This window comes from Erythrobacter sp. JB3-1, assembly GCF_057364995.1.
The window spans coordinates 2,566,260-2,578,849 of sequence record NZ_CP200289.1; the positions used below are offsets into that span (position 1 = coordinate 2,566,260).

General features: G+C 56.9%; 14 protein-coding genes and 1 tRNA gene. 7 read left to right on the forward strand and 8 right to left on the reverse strand.

Features of this window, described 5'->3' with window-relative positions; translation table 11 throughout:
* Positions 1 to 20: 20 nt before the first annotated feature.
* A complete protein-coding gene (locus AC0V6M_RS12195) occupies positions 21 to 707 on the reverse strand; it encodes a lysoplasmalogenase family protein (protein ID WP_486139077.1) in 687 nt (228 codons plus the stop codon).
* 65 nt (positions 708 to 772) lie between these two features.
* On the opposite strand from AC0V6M_RS12195, the gene trmFO reads away from it, so the two are divergent.
* A complete protein-coding gene (gene trmFO / locus AC0V6M_RS12200; protein WP_486139078.1) occupies positions 773 to 2,158 on the forward strand; it encodes a methylenetetrahydrofolate--tRNA-(uracil(54)-C(5))-methyltransferase (FADH(2)-oxidizing) TrmFO in 1,386 nt (461 codons plus the stop codon).
* A gap of 6 nt (positions 2,159 to 2,164) precedes the next feature.
* Here the strand turns inward: trmFO and AC0V6M_RS12205 are convergent, their stop codons facing one another.
* Together AC0V6M_RS12205 and AC0V6M_RS12210 are read right to left on the reverse strand one after the other, a co-directional pair.
* Entirely contained in the window at positions 2,165 to 2,629 is a 465-nt protein-coding gene (locus AC0V6M_RS12205; protein WP_486139079.1) for an EF-hand domain-containing protein, read from the reverse strand.
* 46 nt (positions 2,630 to 2,675) lie between these two features.
* A complete protein-coding gene (locus tag AC0V6M_RS12210; RefSeq protein WP_486139080.1) occupies positions 2,676 to 3,338 on the reverse strand; it encodes a hypothetical protein in 663 nt (220 codons plus the stop codon).
* Positions 3,339 to 3,526: 188 nt separating this feature from the next.
* Between AC0V6M_RS12210 and AC0V6M_RS12215 the strand changes: the two genes are divergently transcribed.
* From AC0V6M_RS12215 to AC0V6M_RS12225, 3 genes are read left to right on the forward strand one after another with little or no spacing between them, the layout of a single operon-like run.
* Positions 3,527 to 5,539, forward strand: coding sequence for a pilus assembly protein TadG-related protein (locus tag AC0V6M_RS12215; RefSeq protein WP_486139081.1), 2,013 nt, complete (start codon positions 3,527 to 3,529; stop codon positions 5,537 to 5,539).
* An 8-nt stretch (positions 5,540 to 5,547) separates the two neighbouring features.
* On the forward strand, positions 5,548 to 6,153 hold the full coding sequence (locus tag AC0V6M_RS12220; protein ID WP_486139082.1) for a TadE/TadG family type IV pilus assembly protein: 606 nt from the start codon (positions 5,548 to 5,550) through the stop codon (positions 6,151 to 6,153).
* The gene (locus AC0V6M_RS12225) at positions 6,150 to 6,869 is read left to right on the forward strand and encodes a TadE/TadG family type IV pilus assembly protein (RefSeq protein WP_486139083.1); all 720 of its coding nucleotides are present in this window, start codon (positions 6,150 to 6,152) and stop codon (positions 6,867 to 6,869) included. The genes AC0V6M_RS12220 and AC0V6M_RS12225 overlap by 4 nt, the downstream gene beginning before the upstream one ends.
* Positions 6,870 to 6,959: 90 nt before the next feature.
* Here AC0V6M_RS12225 and AC0V6M_RS12230 read toward each other — a convergent pair whose 3' ends face one another.
* From AC0V6M_RS12230 to AC0V6M_RS12245, 4 genes are all read right to left on the reverse strand, one after another.
* Positions 6,960 to 8,336: a pyruvate dehydrogenase complex E1 component subunit beta gene (locus AC0V6M_RS12230; protein WP_486139084.1), complete on the reverse strand. Its 1,377-nt coding sequence runs from the start codon at positions 8,334 to 8,336 to the stop codon at positions 6,960 to 6,962.
* A complete protein-coding gene (locus tag AC0V6M_RS12235) occupies positions 8,336 to 8,608 on the reverse strand; it encodes a hypothetical protein (RefSeq protein WP_486139085.1) in 273 nt (90 codons plus the stop codon). Before AC0V6M_RS12235 ends, AC0V6M_RS12230 begins: the two co-directional genes overlap by 1 nt.
* Entirely contained in the window at positions 8,608 to 9,621 is a 1,014-nt protein-coding gene (gene pdhA / locus AC0V6M_RS12240) for a pyruvate dehydrogenase (acetyl-transferring) E1 component subunit alpha (protein WP_486139636.1), read from the reverse strand. The genes AC0V6M_RS12235 and pdhA overlap by 1 nt, the downstream gene beginning before the upstream one ends.
* Positions 9,622 to 9,943: 322 nt before the next feature.
* The gene (locus AC0V6M_RS12245) at positions 9,944 to 10,261 is read right to left on the reverse strand and encodes an FtsB family cell division protein (protein ID WP_486139086.1); all 318 of its coding nucleotides are present in this window, start codon (positions 10,259 to 10,261) and stop codon (positions 9,944 to 9,946) included.
* Positions 10,262 to 10,522: 261 nt separating this feature from the next.
* Here AC0V6M_RS12245 and AC0V6M_RS12250 point away from each other — a divergent pair, with 261 nt between their 5' ends.
* The 3 genes from AC0V6M_RS12250 to AC0V6M_RS12260 all read left to right on the forward strand — a co-directional run bounded on the left by AC0V6M_RS12250 (position 10,523) and on the right by AC0V6M_RS12260 (position 12,410).
* Positions 10,523 to 11,386, forward strand: coding sequence for a mechanosensitive ion channel family protein (locus AC0V6M_RS12250; protein ID WP_486139087.1), 864 nt, complete (start codon positions 10,523 to 10,525; stop codon positions 11,384 to 11,386).
* Between the two features lie 108 nt (positions 11,387 to 11,494).
* Entirely contained in the window at positions 11,495 to 12,148 is a 654-nt protein-coding gene (locus AC0V6M_RS12255) for a haloalkane dehalogenase (protein WP_486139088.1), read from the forward strand.
* A gap of 7 nt (positions 12,149 to 12,155) precedes the next feature.
* Positions 12,156 to 12,410 (forward strand): hypothetical protein, encoded by a 255-nt coding sequence (locus tag AC0V6M_RS12260; RefSeq protein WP_486139089.1) that lies wholly within the window; start codon positions 12,156 to 12,158, stop codon positions 12,408 to 12,410.
* A 6-nt stretch (positions 12,411 to 12,416) separates the two neighbouring features.
* Here AC0V6M_RS12260 and AC0V6M_RS12265 read toward each other — a convergent pair.
* Positions 12,417 to 12,493, reverse strand: a tRNA-Arg gene (locus AC0V6M_RS12265).
* Positions 12,494 to 12,590 lie beyond the last annotated feature (97 nt).

Sequence of the window (12,590 nt, forward strand, 5' to 3'; positions counted from 1 at the left end):
GAGCGGTGCCCTACCCTAGCTTAGTTGGATTTGGGCAGATCCCCGCGCAGGGTCTGAACCACGCCAGTCGCGATCAGGAATTGGCCCAGGTAATAGAGCGGCCAGATCGCCACATCGGGTATCGAACCCAGATCGATGCTGCCCATACTGCTGAAGATCAGCATATCGGATAGCACGAACAGCACAGCACCGATCCCCACCCGATAACGGGAGAAGCGGCTAATCCAAGCGGAAGCTGCCATTGCGCCAAGCCCCAGACCATAGAGCCCGACAAGCGGGTCTTTCGCGATCAGGTAAGAGATGATGGGTACACCAATAAGCAAAGCGGCCGCGCACAGCTTTTGACTGAGCACCGTTTTCTCCCGCCGGTTGCGCAGGAACAGAGCAATAGCTGCCAAATGCGCGGCGAAGAACACCGCACCGCCTACGCTAAAGCTCAGCTCAATTGCCATATCTGCGCCCGCGCACAGGGCCAGGAACACGGTAATCAGCGCGGCATCTACACTTTGCCTCACCTCACGGGTGCGGCGCATCGCGTAGAGCGCCAGAAAACCAACGCACGCCCCCTTCAGTGCAATCAGCCAGACGCCGCCGATGGGATTGTTCCATAGGAAGTAATAGGCAATCGCCGCTGCCAAGCTAACCAGCAGCCATGGGCGGTGCGCGGCAAGCGCGTGATCGGAAGAGTTTGCTGCGTCTTTTGCCATTGTGAACCCCTATTTGCGCTTCTTGGACTTGAAGTGTGGGGCGTGCAAGCACTAGGTCCGTGCGTATGAAATCACATGATGTTCACATAATCGGCGGCGGTCTCGCAGGCAGCGAGGCGGCCTGGCAATTGGCTCGGCGCGGGGTGCGCGTGCGCCTGTCTGAAATGCGCGGCGCGCCCGAGGACAAAGGCGGTGAGATGACGCCTGCCCACCAGACCGACGGGCTGGCAGAGCTGGTGTGCTCCAATTCCTTCCGTTCCGATGATGATACCAAGAATGCGGTTGGCCTGCTGCATCATGAGATGCGCGCGATGGACAGCATTGTGATGCGCGCCGGAGAGATCGCCCGCGTGCCGGCTGGCAGCGCGATGGCGGTGGACCGCGATGTCTTCTCCGCCGAGGTGCAGAAGGCTCTGAGCGAGCATTCCAATATCGAAATTGTGCGGGAACGGGTCGATGCCCTGCCCGATAGCGGCATGACGATTGTGGCCACCGGACCGCTCACCGCGCAGTCACTCGCCCAGAGCATTGTGAAGGCAACGGGTGAAGAGCGGCTGGCATTTTTCGACGCGATTGCGCCGATTGTTCACCGCGACAGCATCGATATGGACATCTGCTGGATCCAATCGCGCTGGAACAAGACGACCTCTGCCTCCAACGAGGGCGGCGATTACATCAATTGCCCCATGACGAAGGAACAATATCTCGCATTTCATCAGGGGCTTATCGACGGCGATAAAACCGAATTCCAGGAATGGGAGAAGGACACGCCCTATTTCGATGGCTGTATGCCGATTGAGGTGATGGCGGCGCGCGGGGTCGATACCTTGCGCTTTGGTCCGATGAAGCCAGTGGGGCTCGACAATCCGCGCGATGTTACCGAGGAATTTCCGCAAGGCCGCTGGCCCTATGCCGTGGTCCAGCTGAGGCAGGACAACAAGCTGGGCACGCTTTGGAACATGGTGGGCTTTCAGACGAAGCTGAAATATGGCGCTCAGGTGGAGCTGTTCCGCACCATTCCCGGCCTAAAAAACGCGGAATTTGCGCGCCTAGGTGGCCTGCATCGCAACACTTTTCTCAACTCTCCAATGGTGCTGGACCGTCGGCTGCGCCTCAAAGCCGCGCCGCATATCCGCTTTGCCGGTCAGGTGACGGGGTGTGAGGGCTATGTCGAAAGCTCTGCCGTGGGCCTGATCGCGGGGATGATGGCGGCAGAGGAACTCGCCGGGCGCGATTGGTCCCCTCCCCCAGCGGCGTCAGCAATCGGCGCTCTGCTCAGCCATATTACTGGCGATGCAGAGGCGGATACATTTCAGCCGATGAATGTGAATTTCGGCCTGTTCCCACCGCTGCATGAGGTGGGCAAGAAACAGCGCAAGGAAGCCTACACCAACCGGGCCAAGGCGGAACTGGCCGAATGGCTCAAAGCAGGAGAGCCGGTCCCGGCCTAAGCTAGATTAGCAGCGGCAGGTTGGCCGCCGGGTTGAACGTTTCGGAGCGGTGCTGGCGAATTCGGCCGTGGTCAACTGCCCATTACCATCCGCATCCGCGCCCTCGAAACGTTTTGAGGTTGTCACCGCCCATTCCTCAAAAGTCAGCAAATTATTGCCATCTTTGTCGAGTTTTCGGAACGCATCCGAGCGGGATGAGAGCATTTCATTGCGGGTGATGATTCGGTCGCGATTGCGGTCATAGCGGAAGAACCGCCGTTCCTCTTTGGTCAGCTCGCTGGCCTTTGGCGGTGCCGGGCCGGTGAGATCGCCCGGATCGGCCTCTGGCAAAACATCGGGTGTAGGTGCGGTTTCTTCTGGCTCAGGCGGTGGCGGCGCGTTGTCCTCCACCTGAGCGCGGCCCTGCCACCAAAACGTGCCAACACCGGCCATGATCAAGCCAAGAAACGCCCCGAGAACTACTTGCCGCATGGGCCCCTCCCCATGAATTGCACCGATGCAAGGGTACTAGCGTGTTTTACTTGCCAAGCAAAGCGGCACGAAAAGCGGTGAAACCGGCGCCGCGTCCTTCCATTAGCGGGCGGCCACCATTTGCGATGGCCCGCCGTCCCAAAGCAGAAAGCACTGCGAGACCTTTAAAATCCCTTAGTTTTTCTGGTTTTTGAGCGCACAGCCGCCGCCCCATATCGAGCAGCAGATTGCGCTCCGTGTCGGAGTGCACCTTGGCCGCGAGGTCGGCAATTGCCCAGGTTTGGGCCGCAAGGTTAACGCATTCGTATGCCTTTTGGCCCGGCGAAACCCTAGCAAAGGCGCAAATCGCCCCTGCCCGCGCCTCCAAGAATTGCTGAGCTTCGGCTTCGGGCAACGGCGGATCGGCCAGCAAATGCTCCCAACCGTTAACAAGATCGCGCAAAGCGGCCTCTTCACCGGCCCAATTTTTACCGATTGCATCGAGCACCGTGTCACCCTGGGGCCGCTGTGCGAGTTCCTGCTCCAGCATTTCGCGCCACCACGACAAGCGCATCTGTGCCAGCATAGGCTCGGTTGCCTTACCGATAATCCGCGCAAGCCTCTGATCCAGAGCGCATAAAGCGCGCAGCCGCGGGCGCATGTCTGCCCGCGTATGCGCCAGCGCTAGCTCAAACTCGCTCGCCAGAATGTCGGTTTCAATGGTGTCCACGGGCCCTGCGCTAGCGGCAAAGAGACGGTTTTTACACCCTTTTCATGGCCCGACTTTATTCAACAAAATCATGGTTAAACACAATCTGCGTATTCACTCAAAATTTACCATGCACGTTGAGATTGCGATTACCTAGTGCCGTTATGTCAGCCCAACACAAGTGTTTTCTCGCAAGGATATCGAAAGTCATGGGCAACCCATCGTTTTTCAGGGCGCTAGCAAAAGACCCAACAGCGAATACCATCGTCATCGCAGCAGCCTCTCTCGTGCCCTTGGTCGGCATGGTCGGCGGCGCAGTTGATGCCAGCCGCTACTACATGGCCTCCACCCGTTTGCAGGCAGCCTGCGATGCTGGCGCTCTCGCCGCTCGCCGAGCCATGGGAGATGCGACCGCGTTCGACTCGAGCACTCACGGCGGAGTTGGTTCGGACTTTTTCGAAGAAAATTATGACGATGGCCTCTTCGGCCTCGAGAACTTAACTCATTCATTCACAGCGCCGGATGACGACCGCGTTGAGGGCACGGCGAGCGGTCGCTTGCCAACGACACTCATGCACATCTTCGGTTTTGAAGGCTTTGATCTTTCCGTCGGATGTTCGGCTGAGGTGAACATCGCCAACACCGATGTCATGTTCGTATTGGACGTGACGGGGTCGATGGGCGGCGCCTCCGGCACACCCGGTCAAACGCGTATCGAAGCGCTCCGCGCGGCCGTACTGGACTTTTACGACGCGGTAGAAGGTTCGAGTGCGCGCAGCGCTCAGATCCGATATGGTTTCGTACCGTTCTCGATGAATGTGAACGTTGGTGGTTCGATCCCCGTTGAGCACATGGCATCGAACCATATCTATCCCACACGCTATGCGAACTTTGATATCGATTGGCGCACTGTAAGCCTTACCAGTGATGGCATCACTAGCCGTGGGCCAGAGACGCTTGATAGTTTTCTGACGACTGCACAAGGCAGTGTTTCGCAATCAAGATGCGAAGAGGCCGTCCCGGAATTCACGGACGGTCCAAGCGAGACAATAGATGAAGACTCTTTGGACTCCTCGTCGGGTTCAGTCACAAGTCAAACTGTTTCGGGCGGAATTCGGACCACAACCGGGACCGGTGCGACAGTTGAAATTGAGCGCCGTGAGCCAAATTTCCGATACAGCAACAGTGGTTTTTGTAGGGTCGGATATGATATTTTTGAATCAACCGCGCAGGTAGACTACACCCTCATTGAGGAGGAGGTTCGGACCTTCGCAGATTACACCTATCTCGATCTGGACACTGCCAACGTACCAGCAGAAGCGACAGATTGGCAGACGATCGACTTCTCAAGCATCTACACAAACAATCAGATCAGCCTTCCAGTGGGCAATCAAGGTGATTTCATTGACGTGCCTTGGGGTGGTTGTATTGAGGAGGCGACAACGGACAGCCTCGACAATTTTGATACGATTACTGACGCGACGCCTGATTTGAACATCAATCTTATACCCTCGACTGAGGCCGAACGCTGGAAGCCGCACATTCCAGGTGCGGTGTTCTATCGTTACGATGATGGTGAGAGCGAAGTAAGTCGTAATGACCGAATTCGAGGTCAACAAACGACCACTGCGAACAAGAATCAACCTGGAAATGGCTGTCCTGCTCCGGCACGACGCCTTGAAGAGATTGGTCCTGACAGCCCAACCGGCTTTACCCGTGGCAATCTGGTTACGTATCTGAACAGCCTGAACCCAGGCGGGAACACCTATCATGACATTGGAATGATCTGGGGTGGCCGGTTCATTTCACCGAACGGCATCTTTGCTGCTGATAACGCCTCAGCTCCAAATGGCGACGCGATTGCACGCCATATCGTTTACATGACCGATGGTATCCTTCAGCCAATCGATCGACTGTACACCACCTATGGACTGGAATGGTGGCAGCCACGCGTCACGGATGATGGCTTTACTGATCTGACCGAACGCCATGCGGCCCGTTTCCAGGCGGTTTGTCGGGCAGCGCGTCAAGAGAACATCACAGTTTGGACCATCGGCTTTGGTGACAACATCGATCCAACGGACCCTAACGATGAAACTGTCCAAGATCTTACCACCTGTGCAAGTCCCAACAGAGCCTACTTCCCTCAAAACGGAGACAGCCTGTCGGATACTTTCCGCGAAATCGCACAAGAAATCGCTGCACTGAGGCTGACATCATGATCGGACACATGTTTGAAAATTCCCGCTTGAGCATGCGCAAGCTAGCCAAGGATGAGCGCGGGGCGACCTTGGTCGAATTCGGCTTTGTAGCCCCCATCCTTATCGTGCTGGTTATGGGTGTGTTTGACCTGGCTCATACGCAATACACCAGCGCTTTGCTCAATGGCGCAATGCAGAAAGCTGGACGGGACCTGACACTTGAAAGTGCTGGCAGTCAGCAGAGCGCGATTGACGGGCAAGTGATCAATATCGTTACAGAGGTGCTGCCCAACACGGCCCAAGTGGATCTAGAGAAACTGTCACACTTTGACTTCTCGGATATTGGCCAGCCTGAGTTCTTCACAGACGATAATGGTGATGGAATTTGCAACAACAATGAATTGTTCGAAGACATGAATGATAATGGCCAATGGGACCCCGATCGCGGCCAGGCCGGCATTGGTAGTGCGCGAGACGCCGTTCTTTACACTGCAACCGTCACCTACCCACGGGTATTCCCGATGGCTGGTCTGATAGGGCTAGACGAGAATGTAACTTTAGCGGCCTCAACGGTACTTCGAAACCAACCGTTTGATGAACAAGATCGCACACTCGAAACAGGAAATTGCACATGATCGCCCGTTCGAAAAAAGCACTCAGGGCACTCAAGGACGGGGCAGCGCGACTGCCTTTGTTGCGCGATGATACCTCGGGTCTAGCGCTGACAGAATTCGCGTTCGCCATGCCAATTGTCCTTTCATTGGGCATGTTTGGCACCGAAGTTGCCAATTACACCGTTACCCACATGCGCATTAGTCAGGTTGCCGTGCGGCTGGCCGATAACGCGTCGCGAGTGGGTTCTGAAGAAGTGCTGCAAGCGCGCCGGGTGACCGAGGCCGATATCACAGAAGTGTTTATCGGTGCATGGAAGCTGGGCGGTGGTTTGGACATCCTCGACAATGGCCGTGTCGTCCTCTCTAGTCTTCAGGAATATGACCCAACACCCAGCGATGGCGTCGACGATTCTCAGCAATTCATCGCTTGGCAGCGTTGTATGGGGTTGAAGAATATCGGCTCCAGTTATGGTGTTGAGGGCGACGGTCAGAACGGGGATACCTTCGAGGGGATGGGTGATCCGGGTAGCGAAATTACCGCATCGCCTGGTACGGCCGTGATGTTCGTGGAAGTCTTTTACGACTATCCCGGATTGACGCCATTTGATGAAATCATCTCGACCAAACAAATTCGCTACACTGCAGCGTTCAATGTGCGGGACGTGCGCGATTTGGCTCAGCTTTATGATTCAGACGGCGTTACGCCTGCCACATGTGACCGCTTTGAAACGTTCTAAACGTCATACCGCGTGAAATAAGAAAAGGGGCTGAGCCGCATTCTTGCAGTTCAGCCTCCTTTTTTGCGTGGGTTGTTATTCCGTCCGCCCTCAGTCGGCGTAGCAGACCTTCTTAGCCGCCTCGACGATGGAGCTGGCATTGATCAGCGCCAATTCCTCTAGGTTCGCGGCATATGGCAGCGGGACGTCTTCGTTGCAGACGCGCAGGACGGGGGCGTCGAGATCGTCGAAGCCTTCCTCCATGCAGATCGCCTGAATTTCAGACGCGATGGAGCATGTCGGCCAGCCCTCTTCCGCCACGATCAGGCGATTGGTCTTGGCTAGGCTGGTGAGAACCGCTTGCTTGTCCAGCGGACGCAGGGTGCGCAGATCAATGACTTCAGCGTCGATGCCCTCCCCTGCCAGTTCCTCAGCCGCTTCGAGCGCGAGGCCAACGCCGATAGAATAGCTAACGATGGTCACGTCAGAGCCTTCGCGCATAATCCGCGCCTTGCCGATGGGCAGGACATGGTCATCGAGGTCTGGGACATCGAAGCTGCGCCCGTAGACCAGCTCGTTTTCCAGGAAGACGACCGGATCTTCGCTGCGGATGGCGGCCTTCATCAGGCCTTTCGCATCGGCGCTGTCATAAGGCGCGATCACGATCAGGCCGGGCACGCTTGCGTACCACGGGCCGTAGTTCTGGCTGTGCTGCGCGCCAACGCGGCTCGCCGCGCCATTGGGGCCGCGGAAGACGATTGGACAGCGCATTTGGCCGCCAGACATGTAGTTCGTCTTGGCGGCGGAATTGATGATGTGGTCAATCGCTTGCATCGCGAAGTTGAACGTCATGAATTCGACGATTGGGCGCAAGCCGCCCATCGCCGCGCCCGTGCCAATGCCGGCGAAGCCATATTCGGTGATCGGAGTGTCGATCACGCGCTTTGGACCGAACTCATCGAGCAGGCCCTGTGTGACCTTATAGGCACCCTGGTATTCGGCGACTTCCTCGCCCATCACGAACACGCGTTCGTCGCGGCGCATTTCTTCCGCCATCCCATCGCGCAAGGCTTCACGTACAGCGGTGCTAGTGAAGCTGGTGCCTTCGGGGATTTCTGGATCGTGTGCAAGCGCCGCTGGTGCTGGCTTTTCCGCCGCAGGCTTAGCTGCTGGCTCGGGATCAGCTGCTGGTTCAGCAGCGGCGGCAGGGGCAGGTTCAGACGCGCTGGTGTCGCCTTCATCCTCGCCTTCGCCCGTCATCATCGCGATAACGGTGCCAACGGCGACATCCTCGGTACCTTCAGCGATCATGATCTTGGACAATACGCCCTCATCAATCGCTTCAAATTCCATCGTCGCCTTGTCGGTTTCGATCTCGGCGATGATATCGCCCGGCTCAATCGTGTCGCCTTCAGCCTTTAGCCACTTGGCGAGCGTGCCCTGTTCCATGGTTGGCGAGAGGGCCGGCATTTTGAGTTCAATACCCATTAGACCAAACCTCCCAGGTCCAAATGCGTCGTGACGGAGCCAATTGGGCTCGAAAACAAGGAGTGAGGAGAGAGCAAAGTGGCCTCTTTGTGATTGACGAAAGACGCGGGGTTCGGGCCCAATTGGTCCGCCGCTTTGCGGTCGTTAAACCAAGCACGCTGAGCAGCGTTACGCTCATTGGTCGGGCCACCTGGCCCGCCCTGCAAAGCGCGCCTTGTCAGCGCACTTGGTTTAACGATCACGGCGTATTTGGACCTGGGAGGCTTGGTCATTAGTACTCCTCCACCAGAACATCGGTGTAGAGCTCGCTAGCTTCCGGTTCGGGCGAAGTCTCTGCAAAATCAGCGGCTTCGGCAACGACCTTGCGAATGCCTTTGTCGACGGTCTTGAGGTCGTCTTCTGATTTACCACCTTCGATCAAGGTTTTCTTGAGGCGTTCAATCGGATCGTGCGTGTCGCGTTGTTCCTGCACTTCCTCGCGAGTCCGGTATTTGGCCGGATCAGACATTGAGTGCCCGCGATAACGATAGGTGTTGAGTTCCATCAGGACCGGGCCCTTGCCATCGCGCACATGCTTGAACGCGACCTCGGCTGCGGCGCGCACTTCGAGAACGTCCATGCCGTTCACTTCCATGCCGGGAATCCGGAAAGATGTTCCGCGCCGGTAAAAGCGTGTTTCAGCCGACGAACGCGCGGTTGACGTGCCCATCGCATATTGGTTGTCCTCAACCACAAAGACGATTGGCAGGTTCCATAGGGACGCCATATTGAAGGTCTCATAGACCTGACCCTGGTTCGCCGCGCCATCGCCAAAATATGCAAGGCAAAGTCCGCCATCTTCATTGTATTTGTGCGCCAGCGCGAGCCCGCCGCCCAACGCAACCTGCGCGCCGACGATGCCGTGACCGCCGTAGAATTTGTGCTCGGTGCTGAACATGTGCATCGAGCCGCCCTTCCCCTTGGAAATGCCGGCTTCGCGGCCGGTCAGCTCAGCCATAATGACCTTGGGATCAATGCCGTAAGCCAGCATGTGTCCGTGATCGCGGTATCCTGTGATCACGCTGTCCCGATCATTGTCGAGCGCGCTTTGCAGTCCAATCGCAACCGCTTCCTGGCCGATGTAAAGGTGGCAGAAACCGCCGATCAGACCGAGGCCGTAAAGCTGGCCAGCCTTCTCTTCAAAGCGGCGTATCAGCAGCATTTGCTCATAGAATTTGAGCATTTGCTCTGGCGTTGCATTGAAGCGCTTCTGATCTTCGAATTCTGCCTGCAGCGAATTCAGCATGAAATCGGGATCATCCGATGGCGCAGCGACGGCGCTCGTTTCGGCGGCCTTCGCTTTGGTCTTACTCTGTTTTGCAGAAGCAGCGGTGTTTGAGGGCTGTTTAGCCAATGCGTTTTTCCTTTGATTGGCCGCGCGCACAGCGCCGCCATTGGGGAGAAGATTGCTAGCGCGCTATAATCGTGTTTTCGGGCAAGACGCAACGTAAAGCAGACCATTTCTTGGCCAAATTTGTCTCAGCATACGTATGTGAAAGGGCGTGCGCAGGCTAACCAGATTGGCGTGCTGCATTTTGAGAAAGGTTCAAATGTGTGCGATCAGCCAATCACTGGTCTTCGACCGTGATCACAACCTCATCAGGGTGCACAACATTCATGTTACGGCGCAGCAATTCGCCGACCAAATCAGGATCGGCCGCGCCGGGATCGAGCAGGCTCACACGATTGCGCAGCTCATCCCGCTCTGCCGATAGCATCGCGATTTGGGCCTGACGCTTGTCTAAAAGGTTTGCGTTTTCATTCCATGCGAGCAGGCCGGTTGGGCCCGCAATGGCGAGCGCGGTCAGCACAAGCAGCACGAGCAGAGCCAGGCCTTGTTTGGCCTGATCTGCTGGCAATTGCTGAAGTTTTCCCCGACGTCCCATAAATCTCACAGAATCATAGTTAAGTGCGCGGTTCAAGCACAAAACGACAGACACAGTCATAAATGTAACTTTAATTTACAATGCGGGCTAAATTGCCGCTTTTCCGGGCCCAAACAAGCGGTGTTTGATCGGAAATGGAGCGCCGGCTTGTCGTTTGTCGGATCGCGGCGTTATCGCAGGCAGTCCGCCAGGACGCGCCATTTCGGAACATCGGCCTGTTTGCCTCGTTAATGGCCAAAATAGAGGAAAATCAATCCACTTATGCTTACAACACTCACCAATCAGATCGAAAGCATGGTGCAAAGTTTTGTCGCCGCCCTGCCGGCGATGGCCATTGCGCTGATCATCGTCATTATCACGTCGATAGTCGCGAAATTCGCGGTTAGAATTACAGACAAAATCATCGGCACAACAGATCTGCGCCCTAGCCTGCGCAATCTAATCGAGACGCTGGTGAAGCTGGGCGTTTGGATCGTCGGTTTGATGATTGCGGCGATTGTGATGATGCCCGGCCTAACCCCGGCCAGCCTCATCGCAGGGCTTGGTATCGGCGCGGTGGCGATTGGTTTCGCGTTTCAGGATATCTTTGAGAACTTCCTTGCTGGTGTACTCATCATGGTGCGCGAGAAGATGCGCATTGGCGACATCATCAAATGCGAGGGGATTTACGGCAAGGTGGAGCATATCACTCTGCGTGAGACCCATATCCGGCAGATGTCTGGTGAACTGACCGTTCTGCCTAACTCGATCCTGTTTAAGAACCCAGTTGAGATCCTGACCGATGCAGAATTGCGCCGTCACAGCGTTGTGATCGGCGTGTCCTACGACACCGATCTGGACAAGGCCTCTGACGTTATTTCGAGAGCAGTGGAGGCCATTGACGACGTCGATTCTGAAAAAGGCGTCGACGTGTTCGCGCAGGAATTCAATTCCAGCAGCGTCGATTTCCTCGTGCGTTGGTGGTCTGGTTCAAAGCCGCGCGATGGGCGCGAGAGCAAGGACCAGGTCGTGCGCGCGATTAAACGCGGACTTGATGACGCCGGTATCGAGATTCCATTCCCATATATCACGCACACCTTCAAAGAGCGCGTGCCGATGGGCAAGGATGTGGGCGAAGAGGTCTGATTAACAGCACGCTCGGTTGAGCGGGACCGGGCGTCGCGCAATAGCTCAGATTGTGGCTGTTGATCGCGGCGCTGTATGATACCCAGCGGGGATAGAGGAGACCCGCTGATGCAAGTTCTGTCCTACGATCCCGTCCGCTTTGCCGACCTGCCCGATTATCCTTTCGCGGAGAATTGGTGCGACATTGATCTGGGCGACGGGCATTCCGGGCGGATGCATTACCTCGACGAGGGGGCGAAGGATGCCCCGCCCGTCCTGCTGTTTCATGGTGAGCCGAGCTGGAGCTATCTTTACCGCAAGTTGATCCCGGTTCTGCTGGATGCAGGGTTTCGTTGTCTCGCGCCAGATCTGATCGGGTTCGGTAAAAGCGATAAGCCAGATGACATCGGCTTCTACACTTATCAGCGGCACATGGATTGGCTTGGCCAATGGCGTTCCAAGGTTGTGCCTCAAACCGCCGCTCTGTTCTGTCAGGATTGGGGCGGATTGCTGGGCCTGCGCATGGTTGGCGAGGCGCCGGACAGTTTCGCCTGCGTCGTGGCCAGCAACACTTTCCTGCCAACTGGCGGCACCCCCTCGCCCGCGTTTCTGGCGTGGCGCGAATTTGCCAAGGCTTCACCGGATTTTCAGATCGGCGATCTGCTCCAACGTGCAACCGCAACCGAGCGGACCGCAGCAGAAGTCGCCGCCTATGATGCGCCCTTCCCCGACGAACCGAGCAAGGCTGGCGCGCGGGCTTTCCCTCGAGCTGGTCCCGGTTGAAGATGGCATGGCTGGTATCGCAGAGAACACCGCCGCGTGGGAGGGCCTGAGCGCGTTCGATAAGCCGTTCCTCACTCTGTTTGGCGAAGACGATCCTGTGACCGGCGGGCTTGGCGAGGCGCTGAGCGAGCGTATCGCAGGAGCCAAAGGGCAACCGCATGCGATGCTCTCCACCTGCGGACATTTCTGTCAGGAGGATCGCCCGGTTGAGCTCGCGCAAGGCGTAATCGACACCGCGAAAAAGGCCGGTTTTCTGATCTAAAGAAGGTGGTGACCCCGGCGTGATTCGAACACGCGGCCCCCAGATTAGGAATCTGGTGCTCTATCCGGCTGAGCTACGGGGCCCCGCGATGCCCAATAACAGGGTTTACTATTCGCGCAATATCGGCGCGCAGCGCCGCAAGGCCCTTGTGGCCGCCCGCAGCGGAGTCGGAGACGGCCA

Bases quoted from the DNA above. Each gene is read 5' to 3' on its own strand.
- AC0V6M_RS12195 (WP_486139077.1), bottom strand. From the start codon at position 707: ATGGCAAAAGACGCAGCAAACTCTTCCGATCACGCGCTTGCCGCGCAC.
- trmFO (WP_486139078.1), top strand. From the start codon at position 773: ATGAAATCACATGATGTTCACATAATCGGCGGCGGTCTCGCAGGCAGC.
- AC0V6M_RS12205 (WP_486139079.1), bottom strand. From the start codon at position 2,629: ATGCGGCAAGTAGTTCTCGGGGCGTTTCTTGGCTTGATCATGGCCGGT.
- AC0V6M_RS12215 (WP_486139081.1), top strand. From the start codon at position 3,527: ATGGGCAACCCATCGTTTTTCAGGGCGCTAGCAAAAGACCCAACAGCG.
- AC0V6M_RS12220 (WP_486139082.1), top strand. From the start codon at position 5,548: ATGTTTGAAAATTCCCGCTTGAGCATGCGCAAGCTAGCCAAGGATGAG.
- AC0V6M_RS12225 (WP_486139083.1), top strand. From the start codon at position 6,150: ATGATCGCCCGTTCGAAAAAAGCACTCAGGGCACTCAAGGACGGGGCA.
- AC0V6M_RS12230 (WP_486139084.1), bottom strand. From the start codon at position 8,336: ATGGGTATTGAACTCAAAATGCCGGCCCTCTCGCCAACCATGGAACAG.
- AC0V6M_RS12235 (WP_486139085.1), bottom strand. From the start codon at position 8,608: ATGACCAAGCCTCCCAGGTCCAAATACGCCGTGATCGTTAAACCAAGT.
- pdhA (WP_486139636.1), bottom strand. From the start codon at position 9,621: ATGCTGAATTCGCTGCAGGCAGAATTCGAAGATCAGAAGCGCTTCAAT.
- AC0V6M_RS12245 (WP_486139086.1), bottom strand. From the start codon at position 10,261: ATGGGACGTCGGGGAAAACTTCAGCAATTGCCAGCAGATCAGGCCAAA.
- AC0V6M_RS12250 (WP_486139087.1), top strand. From the start codon at position 10,523: ATGCTTACAACACTCACCAATCAGATCGAAAGCATGGTGCAAAGTTTT.
- AC0V6M_RS12255 (WP_486139088.1), top strand. From the start codon at position 11,495: ATGCAAGTTCTGTCCTACGATCCCGTCCGCTTTGCCGACCTGCCCGAT.
- AC0V6M_RS12260 (WP_486139089.1), top strand. From the start codon at position 12,156: ATGGCTGGTATCGCAGAGAACACCGCCGCGTGGGAGGGCCTGAGCGCG.